At 61.1% G+C, this 22,972-nt stretch carries 28 protein-coding genes; 11 read left to right on the top strand and 17 right to left on the bottom strand.

From position 1 onward, the window contains the following. The first annotated feature begins 24 nt into the window (after positions 1-24). The 3 genes from NKH12_RS15605 to NKH12_RS15595 all read left to right on the top strand — a co-directional run bounded on the left by NKH12_RS15605 (position 25) and on the right by NKH12_RS15595 (position 3,193). Positions 25-903 (top strand): LysR family transcriptional regulator, encoded by an 879-nt coding sequence (locus NKH12_RS15605; protein ID WP_352953948.1) that lies wholly within the window; start codon positions 25-27, stop codon positions 901-903. Between the two features lie 154 nt (positions 904-1,057). Then, positions 1,058-1,867, top strand: coding sequence for a class I SAM-dependent methyltransferase (locus NKH12_RS15600; RefSeq protein WP_352953947.1), 810 nt, complete (start codon positions 1,058-1,060; stop codon positions 1,865-1,867). Positions 1,868-2,194: 327 nt separating this feature from the next. Next, positions 2,195-3,193, top strand: a complete 999-nt coding sequence (locus NKH12_RS15595; protein WP_352953946.1) for a transglycosylase SLT domain-containing protein — start codon at positions 2,195-2,197, stop codon at positions 3,191-3,193. A gap of 128 nt (positions 3,194-3,321) precedes the next feature. Here the strand turns inward: NKH12_RS15595 and NKH12_RS15590 are convergent, their stop codons facing one another. Further along, the gene (locus NKH12_RS15590; RefSeq protein WP_023799312.1) at positions 3,322-3,930 is read right to left on the bottom strand and encodes a YqgE/AlgH family protein; all 609 of its coding nucleotides are present in this window, start codon (positions 3,928-3,930) and stop codon (positions 3,322-3,324) included. Positions 3,931-4,120: 190 nt separating this feature from the next. On the opposite strand from NKH12_RS15590, the gene NKH12_RS15585 reads away from it, so the two are divergent. The 3 genes from NKH12_RS15585 (at position 4,121) to NKH12_RS15575 (ending at position 6,205) form a co-directional block, all read left to right on the top strand. Next, complete coding sequence (locus tag NKH12_RS15585; protein ID WP_352953945.1) at positions 4,121-4,927, top strand: protein-disulfide reductase DsbD domain-containing protein; 807 nt, start codon at positions 4,121-4,123, stop codon at positions 4,925-4,927. A gap of 122 nt (positions 4,928-5,049) precedes the next feature. Beyond that, complete coding sequence (locus NKH12_RS15580) at positions 5,050-5,550, top strand: peroxiredoxin (protein ID WP_352953944.1); 501 nt, start codon at positions 5,050-5,052, stop codon at positions 5,548-5,550. A gap of 175 nt (positions 5,551-5,725) precedes the next feature. Next, positions 5,726-6,205 carry a DUF2938 domain-containing protein gene (locus NKH12_RS15575; protein WP_352953943.1) on the top strand — a complete coding sequence of 160 codons (480 nt, stop codon included), beginning with the start codon at positions 5,726-5,728 and terminating at the stop codon, positions 6,203-6,205. A 19-nt stretch (positions 6,206-6,224) separates the two neighbouring features. Here NKH12_RS15575 and rnhA read toward each other — a convergent pair whose 3' ends face one another. The 11 genes from rnhA to coxB all read right to left on the bottom strand — a co-directional run bounded on the left by rnhA (position 6,225) and on the right by coxB (position 15,331). Continuing rightward, positions 6,225-6,758: a ribonuclease HI gene (rnhA, locus tag NKH12_RS15570; RefSeq protein WP_352953942.1), complete on the bottom strand. Its 534-nt coding sequence runs from the start codon at positions 6,756-6,758 to the stop codon at positions 6,225-6,227. After that, positions 6,755-7,717, bottom strand: coding sequence for a homoserine kinase (locus NKH12_RS15565; RefSeq protein ID WP_352953941.1), 963 nt, complete (start codon positions 7,715-7,717; stop codon positions 6,755-6,757). The genes rnhA and NKH12_RS15565 overlap by 4 nt, the downstream gene beginning before the upstream one ends. Positions 7,718-7,724: 7 nt before the next feature. Then, the gene (gene ispH, locus NKH12_RS15560; protein ID WP_352953940.1) at positions 7,725-8,735 is read right to left on the bottom strand and encodes a 4-hydroxy-3-methylbut-2-enyl diphosphate reductase; all 1,011 of its coding nucleotides are present in this window, start codon (positions 8,733-8,735) and stop codon (positions 7,725-7,727) included. A 97-nt stretch (positions 8,736-8,832) separates the two neighbouring features. Then, positions 8,833-9,579 (bottom strand): SURF1 family protein, encoded by a 747-nt coding sequence (locus tag NKH12_RS15555; RefSeq protein WP_352953939.1) that lies wholly within the window; start codon positions 9,577-9,579, stop codon positions 8,833-8,835. Continuing rightward, positions 9,576-9,962 (bottom strand): DUF983 domain-containing protein, encoded by a 387-nt coding sequence (locus NKH12_RS15550; RefSeq protein WP_352953938.1) that lies wholly within the window; start codon positions 9,960-9,962, stop codon positions 9,576-9,578. Before NKH12_RS15550 ends, NKH12_RS15555 begins: the two co-directional genes overlap by 4 nt. A gap of 82 nt (positions 9,963-10,044) precedes the next feature. Then, positions 10,045-10,926, bottom strand: coding sequence for a cytochrome c oxidase subunit 3 (locus NKH12_RS15545; protein WP_352953937.1), 882 nt, complete (start codon positions 10,924-10,926; stop codon positions 10,045-10,047). Between the two features lies 1 nt (position 10,927). Next, positions 10,928-11,569, bottom strand: coding sequence for a cytochrome c oxidase assembly protein (locus tag NKH12_RS15540; RefSeq protein WP_352953936.1), 642 nt, complete (start codon positions 11,567-11,569; stop codon positions 10,928-10,930). Positions 11,570-11,577: 8 nt separating this feature from the next. Further along, positions 11,578-11,745 carry a cytochrome c oxidase system small membrane protein gene (locus NKH12_RS15535; protein WP_023799323.1) on the bottom strand — a complete coding sequence of 56 codons (168 nt, stop codon included), beginning with the start codon at positions 11,743-11,745 and terminating at the stop codon, positions 11,578-11,580. Further along, positions 11,742-12,686 (bottom strand): heme o synthase, encoded by a 945-nt coding sequence (locus NKH12_RS15530; RefSeq protein WP_352953935.1) that lies wholly within the window; start codon positions 12,684-12,686, stop codon positions 11,742-11,744. The genes NKH12_RS15535 and NKH12_RS15530 overlap by 4 nt, the downstream gene beginning before the upstream one ends. Positions 12,687-12,762: 76 nt before the next feature. After that, positions 12,763-14,412 (bottom strand): cytochrome c oxidase subunit I, encoded by a 1,650-nt coding sequence (ctaD, locus tag NKH12_RS15525; protein ID WP_254018901.1) that lies wholly within the window; start codon positions 14,410-14,412, stop codon positions 12,763-12,765. 37 nt (positions 14,413-14,449) lie between these two features. After that, the gene (coxB, locus tag NKH12_RS15520; RefSeq protein ID WP_502910800.1) at positions 14,450-15,331 is read right to left on the bottom strand and encodes a cytochrome c oxidase subunit II; all 882 of its coding nucleotides are present in this window, start codon (positions 15,329-15,331) and stop codon (positions 14,450-14,452) included. A 374-nt stretch (positions 15,332-15,705) separates the two neighbouring features. Between coxB and NKH12_RS15515 the strand changes: the two genes are divergently transcribed. Continuing rightward, on the top strand, positions 15,706-16,296 hold the full coding sequence (locus NKH12_RS15515; protein ID WP_352953933.1) for an invasion associated locus B family protein: 591 nt from the start codon (positions 15,706-15,708) through the stop codon (positions 16,294-16,296). A gap of 18 nt (positions 16,297-16,314) precedes the next feature. Here the strand turns inward: NKH12_RS15515 and NKH12_RS15510 are convergent, their stop codons facing one another. After that, positions 16,315-16,809, bottom strand: coding sequence for a hypothetical protein (locus NKH12_RS15510; RefSeq protein WP_352953932.1), 495 nt, complete (start codon positions 16,807-16,809; stop codon positions 16,315-16,317). 278 nt (positions 16,810-17,087) lie between these two features. Here NKH12_RS15510 and tldD point away from each other — a divergent pair, with 278 nt between their 5' ends. The 3 genes from tldD to NKH12_RS15495 all read left to right on the top strand — a co-directional run bounded on the left by tldD (position 17,088) and on the right by NKH12_RS15495 (position 19,303). Then, a complete protein-coding gene (gene tldD / locus NKH12_RS15505; RefSeq protein ID WP_352953931.1) occupies positions 17,088-18,500 on the top strand; it encodes a metalloprotease TldD in 1,413 nt (470 codons plus the stop codon). Positions 18,501-18,651: 151 nt separating this feature from the next. Beyond that, a complete protein-coding gene (locus NKH12_RS15500) occupies positions 18,652-18,927 on the top strand; it encodes an AbrB/MazE/SpoVT family DNA-binding domain-containing protein (RefSeq protein ID WP_352953930.1) in 276 nt (91 codons plus the stop codon). Continuing rightward, on the top strand, positions 18,914-19,303 hold the full coding sequence (locus NKH12_RS15495; RefSeq protein ID WP_352953929.1) for a type II toxin-antitoxin system VapC family toxin: 390 nt from the start codon (positions 18,914-18,916) through the stop codon (positions 19,301-19,303). The genes NKH12_RS15500 and NKH12_RS15495 overlap by 14 nt, the downstream gene beginning before the upstream one ends. Before the next feature lie 51 nt (positions 19,304-19,354). Here NKH12_RS15495 and NKH12_RS15490 read toward each other — a convergent pair whose 3' ends face one another. The 4 genes from NKH12_RS15490 to NKH12_RS15475 form a co-directional block, all read right to left on the bottom strand. Beyond that, positions 19,355-19,708 carry an antitoxin Xre-like helix-turn-helix domain-containing protein gene (locus NKH12_RS15490; RefSeq protein WP_352953928.1) on the bottom strand — a complete coding sequence of 118 codons (354 nt, stop codon included), beginning with the start codon at positions 19,706-19,708 and terminating at the stop codon, positions 19,355-19,357. Positions 19,709-19,812: 104 nt separating this feature from the next. Then, complete coding sequence (locus NKH12_RS15485; RefSeq protein ID WP_352953927.1) at positions 19,813-20,097, bottom strand: hypothetical protein; 285 nt, start codon at positions 20,095-20,097, stop codon at positions 19,813-19,815. A 119-nt stretch (positions 20,098-20,216) separates the two neighbouring features. Continuing rightward, positions 20,217-21,449 carry a class I SAM-dependent RNA methyltransferase gene (locus NKH12_RS15480; protein WP_352953926.1) on the bottom strand — a complete coding sequence of 411 codons (1,233 nt, stop codon included), beginning with the start codon at positions 21,447-21,449 and terminating at the stop codon, positions 20,217-20,219. After that, a complete protein-coding gene (locus tag NKH12_RS15475; RefSeq protein WP_352953925.1) occupies positions 21,446-22,240 on the bottom strand; it encodes a TlyA family RNA methyltransferase in 795 nt (264 codons plus the stop codon). The genes NKH12_RS15480 and NKH12_RS15475 overlap by 4 nt, the downstream gene beginning before the upstream one ends. Before the next feature lie 173 nt (positions 22,241-22,413). On the opposite strand from NKH12_RS15475, the gene NKH12_RS15470 reads away from it, so the two are divergent. Next, positions 22,414-22,812 (top strand): GFA family protein, encoded by a 399-nt coding sequence (locus NKH12_RS15470; protein WP_352953924.1) that lies wholly within the window; start codon positions 22,414-22,416, stop codon positions 22,810-22,812. The last annotated feature ends 160 nt before the right edge of the window (positions 22,813-22,972 follow it).

Genomic DNA, 22,972 nt, shown 5'->3' with positions numbered 1-22,972 from the left:
GGAACCGCCTCGGGAGGGCTCGCCATGGAGATGTTTCAGGTTCGCTACGTGCTTGCCGCCGCGAAGATGCTGAACTTCACCAAGGCCGCCACCGATTGCAATGTGTCTCAACCGGCGCTCACCAAAGCGGTCAAGACGCTCGAGGATGAGCTTGGCGCGCCGTTGTTCCACCGCGAGGGAAAGCGCATCCTCCTGAGTGAGTTCGGGCGCTCCATTCTGCCGCATCTTCAGCAGATCATGCAGGAGGCCCACGCAACCAGAACGCTTGCCGATAATTTCAGGCTGCTCAACCAGGTGCCGATCCGCCTCGGCGTCATGTCGACCATCGGCCATGTGAAGCTCGCCCGGTTCCTGGCAAAGTTCCAGCGCGACTATCATGGCGTCGAGCTTGAAGTTAGCGAGGCGAGCGTTCAGGAACTGAAAAACAGGCTTGAGCAAGGCGATCTCGATCTGGCCGTTCTCAATCCGCTGGAGGGATTGGGAGCGGCTTTCCGCGTCCATGATCTCTATAGTGAGCGCTACGTCGTCGTATTCGCGCCGGATCACCGGCTTGCGAGCCTCAATGCAATCAAGTTGGTCGATCTCTCTCAAGAACCCTATGTCGATCGTCTGTCCTGCGAAATGCGGGACCTGGTGATGGGTGTGTGCCGGGAAAGAAACGTTAGCCTTTATGCCCGCTTTCGTTCCGAGCGCGAGGATTGGATCCAATCAATGGTGCTGGCGCGGATCGGCTTCGCCTTCATGCCTGAATATTCGGTGACATCGCCTGAACTTCTGCAGCGTCCGCTGATCGAACCCGCGGTGGCACGCACGGTGTCCCTGGCTAGTGTTCCGGGCCGGCCCTATAGCCCGGCGACGGCGGCAATGGTCCGAGCTGCCCAAACGTTCGATTGGCCGGGCTAGGCGTTTATTGCTGAAACTGGAGCTACTGCTGATTTGAGATGCCTTTTTTTCTGCGAAACGACTGCAACTTTCTTGCTTCGTTGGAATCGCGCTCGGCCAAGGAGCGCGGAGAAAGGCTCGCGATGGCCGGATGGAAATTTGAGGGAGGACGATCATGACCTTGCCCAGCTACGCAATGAACCAGGCAAGTTTCCCGGAGATGTACGAGCGGTGGCTCGTCGGCCCTCTCTTCCGTCCATGGGCCGAGATGGCTCTTGACGAGCTGGAGTTGTCTTCGGGCGATCGCGTGCTCGATATCGCTTGCGGAACAGGAGTAGTGGCGCGGGTTGCAAGAGAGCGGTTCGGTGAAGCCGGACATATCGTCGGCGTCGACATCAGCCCGGACATGCTTGCCGTGGCGCGGGCTGTAGAACCAGCCATTGACTGGCGCCAAGGCAATGCCGGCGAGCTGCCTCTGCGTAATGGTGAGACGTTCGATGTGGTCATCTGCCAGCAAGGACTGCAGTTCTTTCCTGACAAACCCACGGCGGCGGCGCAGATGCGTCGCGCGCTGGCGAAGGGTGGTAGGCTGGCAATCGCCACGTGGCGCCCGGACGACGAAATCCCGTTCTTTCGCGAACTGCGCCGCGTCGCAGAGCGCCATCTGGGCGCCATCGCCGATCAACGGTACAGCTTCGGGGAAGCGGCTCCACTTGAGGCGCTGCTGCGAGACGCCGGCTTCCACGAGGTCCGATCAAGGATTATTTCGCGCACCATCCACTTCGGGGAAGGCGCACCTTTCCAGCGCTTGAATACGATGGCGTTGGTCGGGATGAGTTCTTTAGCCAAGGAAATGGGCGATCAGGAACGCAAGCGCGTTGTGGAGGCGATCGTGAGCGAGAGTACGCCCGTGCTGCAACCCTATAGCAATGGATCGGGACTAGCCTTCGAGCTCAGCACCAATCTGGCGACGGCCAAAGGCTAAATGATCTCTCTTCACAAGCAACAAATCGACTACGCAACGGTCGATAAAAATCATCTTGTTGTACATTGCGAATTGTCCTCGCCGCATTGCGGCCATTGTACCGCCATTATCCATGACTAGCTAGAGAAAGCACTGACCGTTCTTCTTGTCTTTTTCGACGTTGACGGCTCAACGTTGGAAATAGATCTGCCCCAAAGTATCTGGGCAGCTAGACAAGGAACGGAGGGGGACCTGGCGTCACTCCAAAGAACATTTGAAATCTTTGCTTGCGGAGGCGTCATCCTTTTGGGCCGACGCCCTTTGTCGAAAAGGATCGCTGGGCTTGGCTTGGCGGCGACAGTGGCGGCCATGCCATGGCCGGTCTATTCGGGGGTCTTGGTCAACGGAGTGACCGAAGCCGCGGTTGCCACTGCTGTTCCGTCCTCCGCTCTGAGTTTCCCCTCGGCCGCACCCGAGTTCGACATCCTCGATCCGGGCACGATATCGACCTCCCGACGCAAGGGAGAAGGCACCCTGGCCGATGCATTGAAGGGCACCGTGTCCATCCTTTCCAAAGGCGCGGAACAGATCGTCATCGGTATGTCGGTGCACGAGTTCGGCGAATACAAGGTGTCGCAGTACATTGCCAGCGAGATTCTGCGTGCCGCCAAGGACACCCAATTTCCTGCCGACACCCTTTTCGCGATCGCCGAGAAGGAATCCTCCTTCGACATCAACAACCGCCCGCCTAAAGGGTCGGCACTTGGTCTTATGCAGTTCCTCGACCAGACATGGCTCGAGGCGGTGAAGAAGTACGGTTCAGAGTTCGGCCTGGGCGACGAAGCGGAACTGATCCGGATCCGCCTCGAGGGCAAGCGCGAACACCATTTCGTCGACGACAAGGCCGATGAAGAACGCATCCTTGAATTCAGGCGCGATCCCTATCTGTCGGCAGCACTTGCGGCCAAGAACCTTCTCGCGGCGAAGGAACGCATCGAAGCCCGTCTTGAGAAGGCGATGGACGAAAGGGATCTTTACCTCCCCCATTTTCTTGGCACCAACGGCGCAGCACAGCTCCTGTCGAACGCCGACGAGACGCCCAATGCCACGGCCAGCAGAATCTTCCCCAAGGCGGCGCGGTTCAATAACGCGATGTTCAGGGCCAAGGGAAAACAGCTCACCGTCGGCCAGTTTCACCAGCGCATGCGCTCTTTCTTAGAAGCCCGCATCGGCAAATACAGCGATGTCGAAACCCGCGTTAAAGAGGCTGACCTGTCCTGGACAGCCGGTATCGAGAATCTCGTCTACGATTTGGGCAAACGGCTGGCGATGGCAATGCAGCGGTAACCAGCCAGGTATCGGGTTTTCACCACTAAAGCGCGTCGCGTTTGATCGGCCTCACGCGACGCGCTTTAGGTTGTTGTTCTATGCATGTCGCTATCGCAAAACCGCTGCACACTTTTGCGCGACATGCACTAGGCGTGACCGGCAGCCAGGCTGAGATGGGCGAGGTCGATACCGATCGAGGCGAGAATCCGGTCGTATTTGCGCTCGATGTCGGTATCGAACAGAAGCTCCGCATTTGCCGGGCAGGTCAGCCAACCGTTCTCGGCGATTTCGCTTTCCAGCTGACCGGCGCCCCAGCCCGAATAGCCGAGTGCCATCAGCGCGTGCCGGGGTCCACGGCCCGATGAAATGGCGCGCAATATGTCAACGGTCGCGGTCAGACAAATGTCGTCGGAGACGGCCAGCGACGATTCCACCCGGTAGTCGCCCGAATGCAGGACGAAGCCGCGGCTGCGGTCCACCGGTCCGCCGTTGCGCACGACGAAGTCGCGGGCCTGCGCGGGCAGGCGGATCGCCTCCTGTTCGTTCATGATGCCGAGCTGCACGAGCAGATCCGGAAACAGCATCTGCTGCGTCTGGTTGATGACCAGGCCCATCGCGCCTTCGTCGCTGTGCGCACAAATGTAGATGACGGAGCGCGTAAAGCGGTCGTCCTTCATGCCGGGCATGGCAATCAGGAACTGGTCGTCGAGAAAGCCGCGTCCCGCAGCCATCTTCTTGTGGCGCAACAAGTCCATCGGGAGAGCGTAACGCGTTTCTGGAGCGCCGAAAAGATGCGCCGCGCGCGATTTGATCGCAGATGTTTATCTAAGGTCACGCAAAGCTGTGCCCGAGGTCACGCAAAGCTGTGCCGAGGTCACGCAAATATGATAACGGCGACGCCATGAAGCCATTGCGCAGCCATGAACGGACGCTCAAATCACCGCCATGCAAAGCTTGAAAGTCCTGCTGCTCAGCGCCGCTGTTGGATGTGGAACCGGCCTCCCTGCCGCAGCCTCCTCGTCGACCTGGTACAATAGCGAAGGCGGCAAAGTGCGGCTTGTGACCAGCGGCAAGCCCGACGAAGCCGGGCGCATCCATGGCGTCCTTGATATTGCGCTCAAGTCTGGCTGGAAAACCTACTGGCGCGATCCGGGCGACGCGGGCGTGCCGCCGCAAATCGATATCTCGGCCAGCACCAACATTGCCAACGCGACGTTTTCGTTTCCGCCGCCCCAGCGCCACGACGACGGCTACGGCAAATGGGCCGGCTATGACCATCCGGTTTCGCTGCCGGTGACATTCACGCTGTCGGCGCCGAACGAGCCGGCCGTCATCGATGCCGACGTCTTTCTCGGCATTTGCGAGACGATCTGCATCCCGGTGCAGACGAAGCTGATCATCGATCCGAGCTCCGATCCGGACAATGTCGAAGACGCCGCGTTGGTGAAGGCGGCTCTTGCAACCCTGCCTGCTCCCGCAAGACCCGATTTTGGCATCAAGATCCTGCCGGGCGACCGCGAGACACTGATTGTCGAGGCGAGCTTTCCGGGCAATCCCGAAGCCGCGGATTTCTTCGTCGCCGGTGAGCGGGATTACATGTTCGGCGTGCCGGCCCGCAGCGAAAAGGAAGGCAAGCTGGTGTTTACCGTGCCGATCCTCGACAGGCCGACGACGACGCCGACGGATGGCGGACTTTACTACACGCTGACAACTGCGGCCGGCGCGGTCGAAGGCCTGCTGCCGTTCCCTTGATCCCGAGCAAAAGGATGTTCAAGTCGAACATCCTTTTGCTCCAAGCTTGCCGACGGTTGCGGGGAACGGCTGAGTTCGCTATCGCAAGGACACTCCCTTCCATTTGTCAAACGAGGACCACGATGATGATTGCAGTTGGCGACAAGCTGCCCCAAGCGACCTTCAGAACGATGACTGCCGACGGCGCAAAAGCGATCACGACGGCCGAGATCTTCTCGGGAAAGAAGGTGGTGCTGTTCGCCGTTCCCGGCGCTTTCACCCCGACCTGCTCCAACAATCATCTGCCCGGCTATCTGGATAATTACGACGCTATCCTGGCGCGCGGCGTTGACACCATCGCCGTGGTCGCCGTCAACGATGTTCACGTCATGGGCGCCTGGGCCCGCTTCAGCGGCGGTGAAGGCAAGCTGCTTTATCTTGCCGACGGCAATGGCGATTTCGCCAAGTCGATCGGTCTCGACGCCGACCTTTCCGGCGGTGGCATGGGGCTGCGCTCGAAGCGGTTTTCGATGATCGTCGACGACGGCAAGGTCGCCGCGCTCAATGTCGAGACAAAGCCTGGCGTCGATGAATCCGGTGCAGCTCACATTCTCGGACAGCTTTCCGTTTTGGCGACAGCATAGGCCAAGGTTTGCACGGTCCTTTTGGCCGACGATCACGCCTGTTTCGACAGCCGCGCGTCCAATTGGGCGTGCAAGAACGATCTTCTGAGCCGCATGATCCCAACAAAAACCGGTTCCGGTTTTCGGGCTCGTGCGCTAGCTGTTCGGAGTTGCCTGCCTTTGGGAGACCTCAACGATGTTTGACCACTTCTGGCGCGCTGTGGCGATCGGCATCGGCGCCACGGCGCTTATGGACCTCTGGGCGATTTTCCTGAACACGGTGTTTGCTCAGCCGCGGCCGAACTGGGGATTGGTCGGCCGCTGGGTCTGGCACCTCAAGGACGGCAAGGTATTCCACGACGATATCGGCGAGGCAGTACCCTACGCGCATGAATCGGCGCTCGGCTGGGCCTTCCACTATTTTGTCGGCATCGTCTACGGCATCATTCTGGCTGTTTTGGCGGGAGCGGCGTGGCTGGCCGCGCCGACCTTCCTGCCGGCCTTCATCCTCGGCATCGTCACAGTGGGCGCCGGCTGGTTCCTGCTGGCGCCCGGCATGGGTGCCGGCTGGGCCGCCTCCAAGCGCCCCAACCCCATGCAGATCCGCGCCCTCAATCTCGTCTCACATACGGTGTTCGCGCTCGGGCTTTTCGGCACGGCGCTGCTGATCCGCTGAATACAGCGGACCAGACTGGTTAGTAGCTCTGGGTCGAGCGGTGCACTTTCTTGGCTGCCGGCTGCCTGGCTTGGGCGTTTTCTTTGGCGGAAACGGGCGCGGGCCTAGCCGCCTTATTCTTGAACGGCGCCATGCCGAGCCGCGCCAGCTCGTCGGCACGCTCATTCTCCGGATGGCCGGCATGGCCTTTGACCCAGTGCCAGATCACCTGATGACGGTTGCGCGCCTCGTCGAGTGCCTGCCACAGTTCGGCATTCTTCACCGGTTGTCTGGCGGCGGTCTTCCAGCCGTTGCGCTTCCAGCCGTCGATCCAGCTGAAAATGCCGTCCTTGACGTAGTTGCTGTCGGTATAAAGATCGACGGCACAGGGTTCCTTCAGCGCATTGAGCGCCGAGATGGCGGCCAAAAGTTCCATGCGGTTGTTGGTGGTAGCAGCCTCGCCGCCCGACAGTTCTTTCGTGACGCCGTTGAAGCGCAGGACCGCCCCCCAACCGCCAGGCCCCGGATTGCCCGAACAGGCACCATCGGTGAAGATTTCAACGCGCTTGGTCATGTCAGTCCATATTCGGAAGGAGATTTGATCGCCCGGTGGAAACGCATCCGCCTGATATATTCGGTCGGATCGCGTTTCACGACCAGCCCGCCGTTGGCAACGGTCAGCCAGTCGTAAAGCCGGGTCAGCATGAAGCGCAGTGCCGAGCCGCGCGCCAGCATCGGCAGCGCAGCTTTCTCCTCGCCGCTCAAGGGCCGCACGCTTTGATAGCCAGCAAGCAGCGCGGTGCCCTTGGTCAGGTTGAAGGAAAAATCCTTCTCGAAGCACCAGGCATTGAGGCAGGTAGCGACATCATAGGCGTAGAGATCATTGCAGGCGAAATAGAAGTCGATCAGCCCAGACAGTTTCTCGCCGAGGAAGAAGACATTGTCGGGGAAAAGATCGGCGTGGATGATGCCCTCCGGCAGGTCTTTGGGCCAGTTTCGCTCGAAATCGACGAAGTCGGCATCGACCTCGGCCGCCAGTCCCGGCTCGACCTCGTCGGCGCGAATGCGAGCGGCGCTCCACAGCTTGCGCCAGCCATCGATGGCAAGGGCATTCGGACGGCTCATGGGAAAATCGGCGCCGGCGAGATGCAGCGCCGCCAGCGCCTTGCCGACCTCACCGCAATGCGCTGATGTCGGCCGCCGCAGCGAAAGGCCTTCGAGGAAGGTGATGATGACTGCCGGCCGCCCCGCAAGCGTTCCGATGACGTCGCCATCATGCGCCGTCACCGGAAGCGGGCAGGAAATGCCCTTCCTGGCAAGGTGACCCATGAGGCCGAGGAAGAACGGCAGGTCGGCCTTGTCGACGCGCTTTTCGTAGAGCGTCAGGATGTAGGAGCCGCTGGTCGTGTGCAGCAGGAAATTCGAGTTCTCGGTGCCTTCAGCGATGCCCTTGTAGGATAGGAGATCGCCGACCGGATAGGCCTTCAGGAACGCGCCGAGCTCGCCTTCATTGACGTCGGTGTAGACTGCCATGGGCTCTTCACGCGGCTCCGTTGACGAAGGCCATGTCGGCCGCCGTCAGTTCGACGTCGCGCAGGACCCGCATCACCGGAAAATCCTCCGTTTCCGTCGCCGTCACCGCCAGCTCGATCGTCACGTTGAAGCGCTGCCGAAATGCATCGATGATCTCGTCGACGATGATTTCCGGCGCCGACGCGCCTGCCGACAGACCAAGCGTCGAGATGCCGGCGATATCTGTCCATGGAATTTCGGAGGCTCGCTGGACGAGAAGCGACATCGAGGCGCCGGCGCGCTCGGCCACTTCGACAAGACGCCGCGAATTGGAGGAGTTGGGGGCGCCGACGATCAGGAAGAGATCGGAGCCCGCGGCGGTCTCCTTGACCGCTTCCTGGCGATTGGTGGTGGCGTAGCAGATCGATTCCGCTGCCGCCGCATGCAAATCGGGAAAACGATCCTTAAGCACCCGAATGATACCGGCGGTGTCCTCGACCGACAGCGTCGTCTGGGTGACGAACCCAAGCGCCTGCGGGTCGGCGGGCACCAAATTCGCCGCGTCGGCTTCGGTCTCGATCAAGGTGACGGCGCCGTCCGGCAACTGCCCCATCGTGCCGATCACTTCCGGGTGGCCGGCATGGCCGATCAGAAGCACATGGCGGCCGAGCCGCTGATGGCGCATCGCCTGCTTGTGGACCTTCGACACCAGTGGGCAGGTGGCGTCGAGATAGAAGAGATTGCGCGCCTGGGCGTCAGCCGGCACCGACTTCGGCACGCCATGCGCCGAAAAGACGACCGGGCTCTGGCGATGCTCCGCCGGTATCTCGGAGAGCTCCTCGATGAACACCGCACCGAGGCTTTGCAGCCCCTCGACGACGTAGCGATTGTGTACGATCTCATGGCGGACATAGACCGGTGCGCCGTATTTCTTCAGCGCCAGCACTACAATCTGGATGGCGCGGTCGACGCCGGCGCAGAAACCCCGCGGCTGGCAGAGCCTTATTGTCAGCGGTGGCTTTGTGGTGGTGTGAAGCATGATTCCCGGCCGGTTGGTCGTAGCGTGAACTCAAGTCTTGAACTCAAGGCGCGAAATGAGGTGCGCACCCCTGCCCTGTCAAGGGCGCTGGTGGCGATCATTCCTCTTTCACCGGGTGGCGAAGCATGAAGATAAGGACGCCGGCAAGGGCAGCTGCAAGGCCGTACCAGGTTACGGCATATTGCAAATGGCTGTTCGGCAGGTCGATGACGGTCACGCCGCCGACCGGCAGCCCACCCGGGTTCGGCGTGGCGTCGGCGTCGATGAAGAATGGCACCAGACCCGCGCCGGCCGGCAGACCGGCGCTGGCCGCCATGGCATCGCGATCCTTCCAGTAGAAGATGTTCTTCTGCGGATCATTGTCGGGAAGCATCATCGAGGGCTTTGCCGGCAGCGGATTGCGGGCGAGCCCCGTCACCGTCGCACCCTGGCTTTGCGGGCGCTTGGCCGCGTCCTTGAGATCGTACGGTACGAAGCCGCGATTGATCAGCACGAAGCGGCCGTCCTCCAGATGCAAGGGCGTGAAGACATCGAAACCGGACTGGCCTTGCCAGGTCGCGAAGAAATGTCGCTCGCCTTGATGCAGGAACGTGCCGGTTGCCGTCACGGGCGTGTAATCCACATCGCCGGTGGCGGCGAACCGCTTTTCGACCTCGGCCAACGGCACAGGCGCCGAGTGCGTGCGCTCGTCGATAGTCTGAATAAGACCCTCTTTCCAGTATAGGCGCTGCACCTGCCAGGTGCCGAGCGCCAGCAAGAAGAAGAACAGCACGAGGCCTAGGCCAAGCAGCAATGCCATCTTCGGCCTAGAACGGTCTGCGACTGAATCGGATGTCGTGCTCATTCGCCGAGGTCCAGCCTGCCCTCTGCCGCCTCGTTGCGGTATTGCAGCGTCAGGAGCACACCCTTGATCAGCCTGAGCGCGCCCAGGCAAAGCACCAGCGTCAGCGGTATCCACAGCAGGAAATGCAGCCAGATCGGCGGATTCAGCGTCACCTCCATCCACAGCGCCAGCCCGACGACGATGAATCCGATGATCAGAATGACGAACACCGCCGGCCCGTCGCCGGCATCGGCGTAGGAATAGTCGAGGCCGCAATTGGCGCAGCGTTTGCCGACGGTGAGGAAGCCAGAAAACAGCCGTCCCTCGCCACAGCGCGGGCAGCGGCCGTGCAGGCCGGCCGAAATCGGATCGATTGGTGGCCAGATCGCCTTATCGTCGCTCATTGCGATACCTTAGTGCCCTTCACCCCAAAAGATAAGGCGGCCACGTCGCCGCAGCCGCCTCATCGATTTCCTCAAGAAGATTTCAGTGACCTTCGATGACCGCACCGCTCGAGGCCCAGACATAGATCGACGCAAACAGGAACAGCCACACCACGTCGACGAAGTGCCAATACCAGGCGGCCGCCTCGAAGCCGAAATGCTGCTTGGGCGTGAAATCGCCCTTCATCGCGCGGACCAGACAGACCAATAGGAAGATGGTGCCGATGATGACGTGGAACCCATGGAAGCCGGTCGCCATGAAGAAGGTGGCGCCGTAGATCGAATCCCTGAAGCCGAACGGCGCGTGCATGTACTCGTAAGCCTGCACCATGGTGAACAGCATGCCGAGACCGACGGTCAGAACCAGGCCGTTGATCAGCCCCTTGCGGTCGCCATGAATGAGCGCGTGGTGCGCCCAGGTCACCGTAGTGCCCGACAAAAGCAGGATGACTGTGTTGTAGAGCGGCAGGTGGAAGGGGTCGAGAACCTCGAGGCCCTTCGGCGGCCAGACACCGCCGGTGAAGGCGGCGCGGGCGTATTGCTGTGCCTCGCCGGGAAACAGGCTGGCGTCGAAGAAAGCCCAGAACCAGGCGACGAAGAACATCACCTCGGAAGCGATGAACATGATCATGCCGTAGCGCAGATGCAGCGACACGACACGCGTGTGGTGGCCTTCATGCCCTTCCTTGATGGTGTCGGACCACCAGGCGTACATGGTGTAGATGACGATCAAGAGGCCGATGTAGAACAGCCATGGATTGGCGATATTGAAGCCGAAAATCGGGAAATCGCCGCCCTTGAGATACTGCATATAACAGACGCCGCCGATCGCGGTGACCAGCGCGCCGACTGAGCCTAGGAACGGCCACGGGCTCGGGTCGACGAGATGGTAGTCATGTTGTGGTTTTGCGTGCGCGTCTGCCATATCAACCCCCGAGGCTTCGTTCGGTATGTGAAACTTTGTTGCTTGTGCCTTCGGCCGGCGCCGACGACGCGACTGGTTTGTTCTTCTCGTTCTTCTCGACCGGGAACATCGTGTAGGACAGGGTAATCGTCTTCAAGTCCTTCAGCTCCGGCGCATTGACGATGTCGGGATCTACATAGAACACGACCGGCATGTCCAGCGTCTCGCCAGGCTTCAGCGTCGTGTCGGTGAAGCAGAAGCACTCGACCTTGTTGAAATAAGATCCCGCCAGTTCCGGCTGCACGTTGAAGGTCGCGCGGGCGGTGGTGGCGCGGACGAATTTGTTGGTCGCGCTATAATGCGCCTGCGCCGTCTCGCCTATCTTGATGGTGATCGAGCGGGCGACAGGCTCGAACTGCCAGGGCACGCCGGCAGTGTTGGCATCGAAACGGATGGTAATGTCGCGGTCGAGCACGCGGTCGGCATATTGCTGCGTCGCGCGTTTCACGGTGCCGCCGTAACCGGTCGCCTGGCAGAACATCGCGTAGAGCGGCACCGCGGCGTAAGCCATGCCGATCATGCCGCCGAAAAAGGCGATGCAGACGCCGGCGACGATGCGGTTGGTGTTCTTCTTTTGAGGATTGGTCCCTGTTTGGCGATTCATCTTGAGCCTCACATCGTTCCGGTGAGGTTGTGACCGAACTTCACGACGGTCGCGATATAGAAGATGACGACAAGCACCGCCAACGCCAGGCCGATGGCTACCGAGCGGTTGCGCCGGGCCTTCTGTTGGCGCTCGGTCAGCGTGACGAGTTCAAGCTTCTTGTCGGCCATGGTCATGCTCCCGCCATGGCCAGCACCCGCCCGACGACGCAGTCGGCAAGGTAGACGGCGAAGATGGCGAAGAGGTAGAGCAGCGAGTAGCCGAACAATGCCTTGGCCGGCTTCATCACATGGTCGTCGTCGGCCATCTGCAGCACCTTCCACGCATACCAGACGAAGCCGGCGCCAAGCAGCACTGCAAGGAGGCCATAGGCGGGCGTGGTGAAACCGAGCAGCCATGGCAGCACGCCAACCGGCGCGAGGATCAGCGCGTAGGCAAAGATCTGGCGTCGGGTCGAAGCCTGGCCGGCGACATTCGGCATCATCGGGATGCCGGCCCTGGCATAGTCCTCGGACTTGAAGAGGGCGAGCGCCCAGAAGTGCGGCGGCGTCCAAAGGAAGATGATCAGGAACAGGACGACGCTTTCCAGGCTGACCGTTCCGGTCACTGCGGCCCAGCCGATCACCGGCGGAATGGCGCCGGCTGCACCGCCGATGACAATGTTCTGCGGCGTCCAGCGCTTCAGCCACATCGTGTAGACGACCGCATAGAAGAAGATGGTGAAGGCCAGCAGCGTCGCCGACAGCCAGTTGACCAGCACGCCGAGCGTCATCACCGACAGCACAGACAGCACCAGGCCGAAACTCAGCGCCTCGCCGGGCCGGATGCGGCCGGCCGGCACCGGACGACCGGCGGTCCTGGTCATCACCGCATCGATATCGGCGTCATACCACATATTGAGCGCGCCGGACGCGCCAGCACCAATGGCGATAGCCAGGATAGCGATCACCGCCAGAAGGGGATTGATGGTCACAGGTGCCGCGACCAGGCCGACAAAGGCGGTGAACACCACCAGCGACATGACTCGCGGCTTCAACAGGGCGAAGAAATCGCCCGCCGTCGCTTCCGACATGCGAAAGCCCGGTTCGTCAGTCAATGTGTCGTCGACAAGGGCCATGCGTACTTTAAGTCCATCATTCCGTTGGCCAAAACCGCCGGGCGGACCGGCGGTTCGGTATTCGCCCAGCAGCCGCCTATTTGATCTTCGGCAGCTGTTCCCACTGGTGGAAGGGCGGCGGCGAAGGCAGCTGCCATTCAAGCGTCGTCGCACCCTCGCCCCATGGATTGGCACCGGCCACCCGCTTCTTCTGGAAAGCCTCGAACACGCCATAGAGGAAGATGACCACGCCGACGGCGGAAATATACGAGCCGTAGGACGAAACCATGTTCCAGCCGGCAAACGCATCCGGATAGTCGATGTAGCGGCGCGGCATGCCGGAGAGGCCGAGGAAATGCTGCGGGAAGAAGACGAGGTTGACGCCGACGAAGGTGACCCAGAAATGGGTGTTGGCGATGACAGGCGAATACATGTAGCCGGTCATCTTCGGGAACCAGTAGTACCAGCCGGCGAAGATGGCAAAGACCGCGCCCAGCGACAGCACATAGTGGAAATGCGCGACCACGTAATAGGTGTCGTGCAGCGGGCGGTCGAGACCGGCATTGGCAAGCTGGACGCCGGTAACGCCGCCGACGGTGAACAGGAAGATGAAGCCGATCGCCCACAGCATCGGGGTCTTGAGCGAAATCGACCCGCCCCACATGGTGGCGATCCACGAGAATATCTTCACGCCCGTCGGCACCGCGATAACCATGGTGGCGAAGACGAAATAGCGTTGCGTGTCGAGCGACAGGCCGGTCGTGTACATGTGGTGCGCCCAGACGATGAAGCCGACCGCACCGATCGCGACCATGGCATAGGCCATGCCGAGATAGCCGAAGATGGGCTTCTTCGAGAAGGTCGAGACGATGTGGCTGACGATGCCGAAGCCCGGCAGGATCAGGATGTAGACTTCCGGATGCCCGAAGAACCAGAACAGGTGCTGGAACAGGATCGGGTCGCCGCCGCCGTCCGGCGCGAAGAAGGTGGTGCCGAAGTTGCGATCGGTCAAAAGCATGGTGATGCCGCCGGCCAGAACCGGAAGCGACAACAGCAGCAGGAAAGCGGTAATCAGCACCGACCAGGCGAACAGGGGCATCTTGTGCAGCGTCATGCCGGGTGCGCGCATGTTGAAGATGGTGGTGATGAAATTGATCGCGCCGAGGATCGATGAAGCGCCGGCGATGTGCAGCGACAGGATCGCAAGATCCATCGCCGGTCCCGGCTGGCCCGATGTCGATAGCGGCGGATAGATCGTCCAGCCGCCGCCGACCCCGTAGGCGCCAGGCGCGCTCGGCACGAAAGCCGAGATGATCAGCAGGATGAAAGCCGGTGGCAGCAACCAGAACGATACGTTGTTCATGCGCGGGAAAGCCATATCGGGTGCGCCGATCATGATCGGCACCATCCAGTTGGCGAAGCCGCCGATCAGCGCCGGCATGACCATGAAGAAGATCATGATCAGCGCATGCGCGGTGGTGAAGGCGTTGTACATGCTCTTGCCGCCGTCGAGCGCAGCGTCAGCGTTCAAGCCGTAGACCATCTGCGCCAGGCCGGTGAAAATCTGGATCCCCGGCTCCTGCAGTTCCATGCGCATGACGACCGAAAGGGCACCGCCGACGCAGCCCGCCATGATCGCGAAGATCAGATAGAGCGTACCGATATCCTTGTGGTTGGTCGAATACACCCACCGGACCCAGCCATGATACGGCTTATGGTCGTGGTCGTGAGCTGCAGCGTCTGCCATGTTCGGCTCCGTTCCCTGATCTTTTCTGGTCGCGGCATCAGTTGCCGGCGGCCGCTACCTTGTCTTTGCTGTCGACCTCGGCCATCAGCGCCTTGTTGGCGCCGGGTAGGTCGGTGCCGGCTGTCGCCAGCCAGGTCTTGTACTGGGCGTCGGAGACGACGCGGATCGCGATCGGCATGAAGGCGTGGTCCTTGCCGCAGAGCTCCGAACACTGGCCGTAATAGAGGCCTTCCTTTTCCGCCTTGAACCAGACCTCGTTGATGCGGCCCGGAACCGCGTCGGTCTTGATGCCAAAGGACGGCATGGCAAAGGCGTGGATCACGTCCGCGGCCGTCACCAGCACCCGGGTCATGGTGTTGACCGGCACAACCATCTCGTTGTCGACGGCGAGCAGGCGCGGATAAACGCCGCGGTCCTCCTTGCCGGCCGCCGCGCGGTCAGAATCCGCAAGGATCGCGGAGTTGAAGGAAAGTGTGTTTTCGGTCTGGTATTCGTAGTCCCAGTTCCACTGGTTGCCGGTCGCTTTGATGGTCAGCTTGGCTTCTTCCGGCGGTGTGTATTGCGCGGTCAGGAGCTGGAACGAAGGGATGGCGAGACAGAGCAGGATGACGACCGGCCCAACCGTCCAGATCACCTCGATCAGCGTGTTATGGCTGGTGCGCGATGGGATCGAGTTGACGCTGGCACGGAATTTCAAGATGCAATAGGCGATAAGGGCGAGCACGAAGAGGGTGATCGGCACGATGAACCACAGCGTGTAGTGCTCGAACCAGGCGATCTGCCGCATCATGTCGGTGGCGGCGGGCTGGAAGGTCATTTCCCACGGCGCAGGCTGGGCCGCATGGGCGGATGCACCGGTGAACAGTGTGGCGGCCCAAGCGCTTGCTAGGAAGTTGGCGCCTGCTAGGAATTTTCTCATTGCCGTCATTATCTCCCAGTTCCTCGCGATCGGACCGCAAGAATATCGAACAACGCCGGGACGGGAATCCCGGATAGTCCCGAGGCTGGTTCAAACCATACTCTATTTGCCTCTGCAAGAAAGGAGCGGAGGAAACCGTGCGGCATTTTTGCGCGCAAGCGCGGCTGCGCATTTTGGCGGCGGCCGCGGCGGTGGCGGATCGCGGAAGCCCGAGCGGCGGAGTGTCCTGGCAAAATGCGCCGACCGGTCGCAATTCGGGCGAATTTGGCACGGAAAAGCGCACAATTGCCTTGGTCGAGGCAGTCCGGCAGTGGTCTCATCCTTTACTTGCCCTTGGCGCGGCTTAAAGTGCCGTGATTCGCAATGGAGCCGTCATGAACTCTTGGCTTTGGAGACTTGGGCTTTCGAGACTTGGCCTTTCGAGATTTGGGCTTTCGAGAACCTTGGCGAAGGTCATCCTTCTCGCTGCCGTATGTAGCGTCTGCTTGCTTGGCGTCGGCTTGTTTGGCGTCAGCCAGGCCAATGCCGCGCAGCCAAGCGGCAAGGTACGGTCGACGCATGGCGCGTGGTCGATCATCTGTGACACGCCGGCCGGCGCCACATCGGAACAATGCGTGATGATGCAGAATGTCGTCGCCGAGGACCGTCCCGAGATGGGGCTTTCCGTCGTCGTGCTGCGCACCGCCGACAACAAGGCCGAAATCCTGCGCGTGCTGGCGCCGCTCGGCGTGCTGTTGCCCAACGGGCTCGGCCTCAATGTCGACGGCAAGGACATCGGCCGGGCCTATTTCGTGCGCTGCTTCCAGGACGGCTGCTATGCCGAGGTCATTCTCGAAAAGCCACTGCTCGACACGCTGAAGACCGGAACGTCAGCCACCTTCATCGTCTTCCAGACGCCGGAGGAAGGCATCGGCATTCCGGTCGAGCTCAAGGGTTTCGCCGACGGTTTCGCCGCCCTGCCTTGAGTCGAGAGATTAAGCCTTTCAAAATTTTCTGGAAGACTCACTCCAGAGATGTGCGAGAAATTTGAGATCTTCCGCCCATTCAGAAACTGCTTTGGCAAAAGGCCGATTGCCTGCGTTTCTGTCGATGAGCGTCGTCAGAAACGCACGGATTTTTCGAAACCGCTTATCGCTGCGGGCCTTGCCCCATTCTCGTACGTAAGCCTTGCTTTGCACCGGGGGAAGAGACCGCGATTCAACAGCATATTTGATGATAAGCTGGCGCCGCTCTTGTGGAAGACCTTGGTTACCAACGCAATAACCGAGGGACTTCAACATACCCTTTTCCGGAAGCGGATCATCATACGCATTACCTGCTGGCAAAGTTTCCGCTCGTTTTGCCCACTCGTCTTCAATCTGAACAATCCTCCGAATTGCTTCCTCGGAGCCGCCGGCCGCTTTGGGAATGGCGTTGCCCCACATTGAACTTAGATCACCATCGCTTTTGCGCGACAGAAGAACAGGTACATCTAACATTGATATCCTCCTTGGCTTTTTATAGGCTCCAATTTAGCACAAAGCCGTATCTTCTCAAAGCGAAAGCCCAAACCAATTTCAATTCAAGGTCTTGAAATCATTTAACTTTCTACGCTCTTTTCCAATAAGTAAATATTTAAGACGGAGGACATTTGCGTTTTCTATTTGCAGCAATCCGATGTCCCAACCCGTTGCCCTGCGCCTAGAATTACGCCCTGGATTGCCCTATCTATGGGATGCTAAACGGAAGCAAAGATGCTTCTGAGGACCACGACAACATGAACAGCCTGATCGGCCAATTCGACATTTCAGACGATCGCATCAAGCAGATTGTCGCCGAGACCATCAACGGCGCCGACGACGGCGAGTTGTTCCTCGAATACAGCGAGAGCGAAGCGCTGATGTTCGACAATGGCCGGCTGAAGACCGCCAATTTCAACACCGACCAGGGTTTTGGGCTACGCGCCGTCGCCGGCGAAGCGAGTGGCTACGCGCATTCCAGCGATCTTTCGGAAGCATCGCTGCTGCGCGCCGCCGACGCCGTCTCGACGGTGAAGGGCGGCTATTCGGGCACGCTTGCCGCGGCTCCCGCCCGCACCAACCGCCATCTCTATGGCGACGAGAACCCGATCCCCTCGCCCTCCTTCGAGGCCAAGGCCAAGCTCCTTCAGGAAATCGATGCGTGGCTGCGGGCCGAGGATCCGCGCGTGCGACAGGTGACGGCGTCGCTCGCCGCCTCCTGGCAGCATGTCGAGATCGTGCGCGCCGACGGTCAGGTGGTGCGCGACATCCGCCCGCTGGTCAGGATCAACGTGTCGGTGGTGGTCGGCAATGGCGACCGCCAGGAGAGCGGCTCCTACGGCATGGGCGGGCGCAAGGCGTTTGGCGAATTCCTGGTCGAGGAGAGCTGGAAGCATGCGGCCAAGGAGGCGCTGCGGCAAGCGCTGGTCAACCTCGAGGCCATTCCGGCTCCTGCCGGCACCTTCGACATCGTCCTGTCCAGCGGCTGGCCGGGCGTCATGCTGCACGAGGCCGTCGGCCACGGGCTGGAAGGCGACTTCAACCGCAAGAAGACATCGGCCTTCGCTGGGCTGATGGGCCAGCAGGTGGCCGCGAAAGGTGTGACCGTCGTCGATGACGGCACCATGGCCGAACGGCGCGGCTCGCTGACCGTCGATGACGAAGGCACACCTTCTGCCCGCAACGTGCTGATCGAAGACGGCAAGCTTGTCGGCTATATGCAGGATCGCCAGAACGCCCGGCTGATGGGCATGAACGCCACCGGTAACGGACGGCGCGAAGGCTACGCGCATCAGCCGATGCCGCGCATGACCAACACCTACATGACCTCAGGCGACATGGAGCCGGACGAAATCATCGCCTCGGTCAAGAACGGCATCTATGCCGTCTCCTTCGGCGGCGGCCAGGTCGACATCACCTCGGGCAAGTTCGTGTTCGGCTGCACCGAGGCCTACATGATCGAGAACGGCAAGGTGACGCAGCCGATCAAGGGCGCCATGCTGATCGGCAATGGGCCTGACGCCATGCACCGCGTTTCGATGATCGGCAACGACATGAAGCTCGATACCGGCATCGGCATGTGCGGCAAGGCCGGCCAGGGCGTGCCGGTCGGCGTTGGCCAGCCACATCTCAGGATGAACCAGATGACGGTCGGCGGCACGCGGGTTTGAGCGAGCCGACGCCGAATTATCGCCGCCCCAGAACAACCAGTCCTCGCCGCCCACTGGCTCGTCATCGCGTCAAGTAGGCGTAGCTTGCGCCTTGAATTTGGCGCGACTTCCGGTTATCTTACGTTTGTCTTACACCTAAGGACGTACCGAGATGGCTGCTTCGGAAAAGCTCATAACCACGGTCTCGACCAAGGGACAGGTCATTTTGCCCAGCGCGATCCGGAAACGGAGGGAATGGGATGCCGGCACACGCCTTCTGGTCGAGGATACTCCAGAGGGCGTGCTGCTGAAACCTGCGCCGGTCTTCGCCGAGACGCGGCCAGAGGACGTGTTTGGATCCCTGCCCCATAGAGGCAAGCCGAAGACGTTGGAAGAAATGGACGCGGGTGTGCTCGCCGAAGCGCGACGGCGCCATGCTCGCGATTGATACCAACCTGATCGTCCGCTACCTGACAGGCGATCACCCGACGCAGTCTTCCCGCGCCCGGGCGCTGATCGATAGCCAGCCGGTCTTTGTCGCCGTTACGGTGATCTTGGAGGTCGAGTGGGTGTTGCGCAGTACCTATGGTTTTGCGCCGCTTGAAATCGCCCGTACGCTACGGGCGTTTAGCGGGCTTCCGACAGTGGAGATAGAGGACGGAGCGGTCGTGTCGTCCGCGCTCGACCTCTCTGAAAGAGGGTTGGATTTCGCTGATGCGCTGCACCTGGGCAAGTCCGCTCACTGCGCTGGCTTCGCGACTTTTGACCGCAAGTTCGTTAAGACCGCAAAGGCGGCCGGATATGACGGCGTGAGAGAAGCCTAGCCTAGCGGGCCCCGTCTAACCACCCATGCCGTCCGGTGAGGCACGAAGGTGTCAGGCATAGATGCCGGAGCGGACTCCCTCCAGATAGGCAAACACTTTGTCGGTCTTACCCTCGCGAACGAGATCGTAGGCGGTCTTTCCCGCCCAGCCGGGAATCGGCTGATGCTTGAACCAGATCGCCGCGCGTTGTCCGTTGCCGGCCAGTTCGCCCGCCATCGACAGAATGCGAACGACGGGACTGAGTGCAGCGTCGACCTTGCGTGCGCCGGCGTTGGCGGCAAGTGTGCTACGTGTGACACCGATCAGGCTGGCCAGTTCGGTCAGGTTGACGCCGAGCAGTTCGGCAACCCGCCTCGCCGAGAGGCTCTGTGACCGCGCCGGGACTTCGAAGTCTCCGGTGTTCATGATGACTTTCTGACGCTTCGGACTCTCTTCACTCGCGTATAGTTCAAGCTCAACTGCTATCCGGAACAGATAGGCTTGAGCGCATGGCCTCCGGGAGCGAGCGGCTACGTCTTGCTGACAGATCTGCGCGAGGTCGCATAGAGGATCAGGAAGCCGACAACACCGCCGATCGCTTGCCTGATCCAGGCACTCAGGTAGTCGACAGCCCCGTCCTGGCTGAACACATATAGCGCAGCGCCGACAAATGTCATGACCGCGATGCCAAGTGCATAGGATGGCAACAGTCCGATGCGGGTGACCTTTCTCAAAAGCCAGCCGATCAGCGCACCGGTGACCGCCATGAACAAAGCGGCGCCCAAAATCTCAGCCACAACCCCTGATGAAAACATTATTCTTTCCCTCTACCCTAGCGTGCATTATGCTCGTTTCAGTCGGGAAACGCAACATGCAAAAACAAGAATTTAGAGCGTGTCTCGCAAGCCGTTCAACGCGACGCGCATTAGCGCCTTCACCTCGGCTTCTCCAGCAGCGCCACAGCCTCGACGTGCGGCGACCACAAGAACTGGTCGATCGGCGTCACGCTTTTCAGCGCATAGCCGCCGTCGATGAGGGTGCGCAGGTCGCGCGCCAGCGTCACCGGATTGCAGGACACCGCGGCGACGAGCGGCACATCGGAACGGGCGATCTGCTTCGACTGGTCCTCGGCGCCGGCGCGGGGCGGATCGAAGACAACGCCGTCGAAGGCATTCAGCTCCTTGAAAGTGAGCGGCCGCCGGAACAGGTCGCGGCGTTCGCTGGTGACCCGCTTCAGACCGCTGGCGAAACGGAACGCCCGGTCGAGCGCCGAAAGCGCTGCCGCATCGCCCTCCACCGCATGGACTTCCGACTTCGCGGCGAGGCGCAGCGCAAAGCTGCCGCAGCCGGCGAAGAGATCGGCGACCTTTTTGGCGCGCGCGAGGTGCCGGCCGACAATCTCCGCCATCGCCTGCTCGGCGGCCTCGGTGGCCTGCAGGAATGCGCCCGGCGGCACTGCGACAGCGACGCCGCCGAACGTGACAACCGGCTTTCTGGGTTCGATGATGATCTCGCCATCGATCGAAAGCCTGGCCAATCCCTGAGCGATGACAAAGTTGGAGGCGACGCGCCGCTGGTTCTCGCCGAGCTTGCCGGACTCGTGAACCGCGACATCGAGGCCGGAACCGGTCGCTGTGACCGTCATGCGGAACGATTTCGTCGTTGCGCAAACCAATTCGGCGAGTGCTATCAGACCGTCGAGCTTTGCGACGATCTCGGGCAACGAGATCGGGCATTCCTCAATGGGAATGACTTCGGACGACAGCGCCCGAACGAATCCGAGCAGCATGCCGGCCTCGCTCCGCCGGGCGGTGAACACGACGCGCCGGCGCGTCTGCGGCGCGCACGGCACCAGCTCGTCAATGTCGCAAGTGACGCCCTTGCTGTTGAGCGCATGCGCAACCTTGTCGCGCTTCCACCGATGATAAGCTTCGACCTCGAGATGCTGGATGGCGCAGCCGCCGCATTCGGTGAAATGCCGGCAGGCGGGATCGATACGAAGCGGCGACGCTTCCAGCACAGCCATCAGCGTGGCACGGTCTTTTTCGCGCGCGGCGGTGACGGTTTCACCGGGCAGCGTGAACGGAATGAAAAGCTCGCCGGTTTCGGTCCCGGCGACGCCGTCGCCCTGGGAGCCCAGCCTTGTGATCGTGAAGCGCGCGTTCATCGGCCTCCGATCCCCTTATTCTCGACCCTGGCGTCCTTGATCCCGGCGAGCAGGAACTCGCGGTTGCCGTCGCCGCCTTCGATCGGCGACAGATGCAGTCCCAGCGAGCGCCAGCCCGAGACGCTGTCGAGCCAATCCTGCAGCAGGCCGGCAACCCGCGCCGCATCGTATGGGTCTTTCAGCAAGCCGCCCTTGCCGATTGCCTCGCGGCCCGCCTCGAATTGCGGCTTGACCAGAAATATTGCCCTGGCGCCGCTGCTGGCAATGGCGAGCGCCGGCGGCAGCGCCAGTTTGAGCGAGATGAAGCTGACATCGGAGACGATGAAATCCGGAATGCGATCGGCAAGATCGGTGATTGAGAGATCGCGGGCGTTCAATCCCTCGATCACGGTCACGCGCGGGTCACCACCGATATCCGGATGCATCTGGCCATGCCCGACATCGATCGCCGTGACATGTTCCGCGCCGCGTTCGAGCAAGACCTGAGTGAAGCCTCCGGTCGAGGCGCCGACGTCGAGCGCTTCGCTGCCGGCTGGATCGAGACCGAAATGATCGAGCCCGGCGATCAGCTTCAGCGCAGCGCGCGACACGTAACCCTGCGCCGGATCATCGATGGCGATGAGGCAATCAACCAAGACGGTCTGGCCGGGCTTGCGAGCTATGACGCCATCGACCGTCACCGTACCGCGCTCAATCGCGTCGCGGGCGCGAGAGCGGCTCGGGAACAGGCCGCGCGCGACGAGCAGTTCGTCGAGCCGCTGGCGCGTGCTGGCTGGCAAAGGGGAGTTCATCGGCCTTCATGGCGAAAGCCTGTCACGAAGGCAAGGATATTGGCGACGACAACGAACATCTTCGGAAAGCGGCGAGCGCATCAGGCAGCCCCACAATCTGTTGAATATCGCACCAGGTCCGGCACAATGTTGGGAGCGATATGCCGTTTGCTGCCAGAATGTGAGGAGGACGGATGCTGACCGGAAGCTGCCATTGTGGCGCGGCCCACTGGACGTTGGAGGGCGATCCCGGCTCGATCACAGCCTGCAATTGCACGCTTTGCCGCCGCTATGGCGCGTTATGGGCTTACGATTATGTTGACGAACGCATCCGCATTGCGGGACCGACGAGTGCTTATACGCGCGCCGGAAAGGAAGCCCCATCACTCGAGATTCTGTTCTGTCCGACATGTGCCTGTGTTCTGGCCTGGCGTGGTTTGCGCTCCAGAGCCGGTCGCACTCGGATCGCAGTCAATGTGAGGCTTGCGCCGCTTGACGCCGTCGCCGACCTCCCAATCGACCATTTCGATGGCCTCCATAAATTCGAGGACCTGCCGCGCGATGGTCGCTGCGTGCGTGATATGTGGTTCTAGTGGACTCAGTACCGTGCGGAAGAGCGGAAGATGACCCCTTGGCGGTGGTTCGTTCGCGACCGGCCGAATTCACGCCCATGACCCTGAGCGGTCCCTGACCGCCACTGGCACAAACGTCGCCAAAGGTATGCTTAGTGGCTATTTCATCCTCCCTGAGAGA

This window comes from Mesorhizobium sp. M1322, from assembly GCF_040318085.1.
In the GTDB taxonomy this organism is placed as follows: Bacteria; Pseudomonadota; Alphaproteobacteria; order Rhizobiales; family Rhizobiaceae; genus Mesorhizobium.
This window is presented reverse-complemented; position numbering and strand designations above follow the sequence as displayed.

Excerpts from the sequence above, each read along its gene's own strand:
- ctaD (WP_254018901.1), bottom strand. The coding sequence starts at position 14,412 with ATGGCAGACGCTGCAGCTCACGACCACGACCATAAGCCGTATCATGGC.
- NKH12_RS15575 (WP_352953943.1), top strand. The coding sequence starts at position 5,726 with ATGTTTGACCACTTCTGGCGCGCTGTGGCGATCGGCATCGGCGCCACG.
- NKH12_RS15490 (WP_352953928.1), bottom strand. The coding sequence starts at position 19,708 with ATGAACACCGGAGACTTCGAAGTCCCGGCGCGGTCACAGAGCCTCTCG.
- NKH12_RS15500 (WP_352953930.1), top strand. The coding sequence starts at position 18,652 with ATGGCTGCTTCGGAAAAGCTCATAACCACGGTCTCGACCAAGGGACAG.
- NKH12_RS15470 (WP_352953924.1), top strand. The coding sequence starts at position 22,414 with ATGCTGACCGGAAGCTGCCATTGTGGCGCGGCCCACTGGACGTTGGAG.
- NKH12_RS15510 (WP_352953932.1), bottom strand. The coding sequence starts at position 16,809 with ATGTTAGATGTACCTGTTCTTCTGTCGCGCAAAAGCGATGGTGATCTA.
- NKH12_RS15515 (WP_352953933.1), top strand. The coding sequence starts at position 15,706 with ATGAACTCTTGGCTTTGGAGACTTGGGCTTTCGAGACTTGGCCTTTCG.
- NKH12_RS15530 (WP_352953935.1), bottom strand. The coding sequence starts at position 12,686 with ATGGCCCTTGTCGACGACACATTGACTGACGAACCGGGCTTTCGCATG.
- NKH12_RS15565 (WP_352953941.1), bottom strand. The coding sequence starts at position 7,717 with ATGGCAGTCTACACCGACGTCAATGAAGGCGAGCTCGGCGCGTTCCTG.
- NKH12_RS15480 (WP_352953926.1), bottom strand. The coding sequence starts at position 21,449 with ATGAACGCGCGCTTCACGATCACAAGGCTGGGCTCCCAGGGCGACGGC.
- tldD (WP_352953931.1), top strand. The coding sequence starts at position 17,088 with ATGAACAGCCTGATCGGCCAATTCGACATTTCAGACGATCGCATCAAG.
- NKH12_RS15540 (WP_352953936.1), bottom strand. The coding sequence starts at position 11,569 with ATGAATCGCCAAACAGGGACCAATCCTCAAAAGAAGAACACCAACCGC.
- NKH12_RS15555 (WP_352953939.1), bottom strand. The coding sequence starts at position 9,579 with ATGAGCACGACATCCGATTCAGTCGCAGACCGTTCTAGGCCGAAGATG.
- NKH12_RS15495 (WP_352953929.1), top strand. The coding sequence starts at position 18,914 with ATGCTCGCGATTGATACCAACCTGATCGTCCGCTACCTGACAGGCGAT.
- NKH12_RS15590 (WP_023799312.1), bottom strand. The coding sequence starts at position 3,930 with ATGGACTTGTTGCGCCACAAGAAGATGGCTGCGGGACGCGGCTTTCTC.
- coxB (WP_502910800.1), bottom strand. The coding sequence starts at position 15,331 with ATGAGAAAATTCCTAGCAGGCGCCAACTTCCTAGCAAGCGCTTGGGCC.
- NKH12_RS15580 (WP_352953944.1), top strand. The coding sequence starts at position 5,050 with ATGATGATTGCAGTTGGCGACAAGCTGCCCCAAGCGACCTTCAGAACG.
- NKH12_RS15475 (WP_352953925.1), bottom strand. The coding sequence starts at position 22,240 with ATGAACTCCCCTTTGCCAGCCAGCACGCGCCAGCGGCTCGACGAACTG.
- NKH12_RS15585 (WP_352953945.1), top strand. The coding sequence starts at position 4,121 with ATGCAAAGCTTGAAAGTCCTGCTGCTCAGCGCCGCTGTTGGATGTGGA.
- NKH12_RS15600 (WP_352953947.1), top strand. The coding sequence starts at position 1,058 with ATGACCTTGCCCAGCTACGCAATGAACCAGGCAAGTTTCCCGGAGATG.
- NKH12_RS15485 (WP_352953927.1), bottom strand. The coding sequence starts at position 20,097 with ATGTTTTCATCAGGGGTTGTGGCTGAGATTTTGGGCGCCGCTTTGTTC.
- NKH12_RS15545 (WP_352953937.1), bottom strand. The coding sequence starts at position 10,926 with ATGGCAGACGCGCACGCAAAACCACAACATGACTACCATCTCGTCGAC.
- NKH12_RS15605 (WP_352953948.1), top strand. The coding sequence starts at position 25 with ATGGAGATGTTTCAGGTTCGCTACGTGCTTGCCGCCGCGAAGATGCTG.
- NKH12_RS15535 (WP_023799323.1), bottom strand. The coding sequence starts at position 11,745 with ATGACCATGGCCGACAAGAAGCTTGAACTCGTCACGCTGACCGAGCGC.
- ispH (WP_352953940.1), bottom strand. The coding sequence starts at position 8,735 with ATGCTTCACACCACCACAAAGCCACCGCTGACAATAAGGCTCTGCCAG.
- NKH12_RS15550 (WP_352953938.1), bottom strand. The coding sequence starts at position 9,962 with ATGAGCGACGATAAGGCGATCTGGCCACCAATCGATCCGATTTCGGCC.
- rnhA (WP_352953942.1), bottom strand. The coding sequence starts at position 6,758 with ATGACCAAGCGCGTTGAAATCTTCACCGATGGTGCCTGTTCGGGCAAT.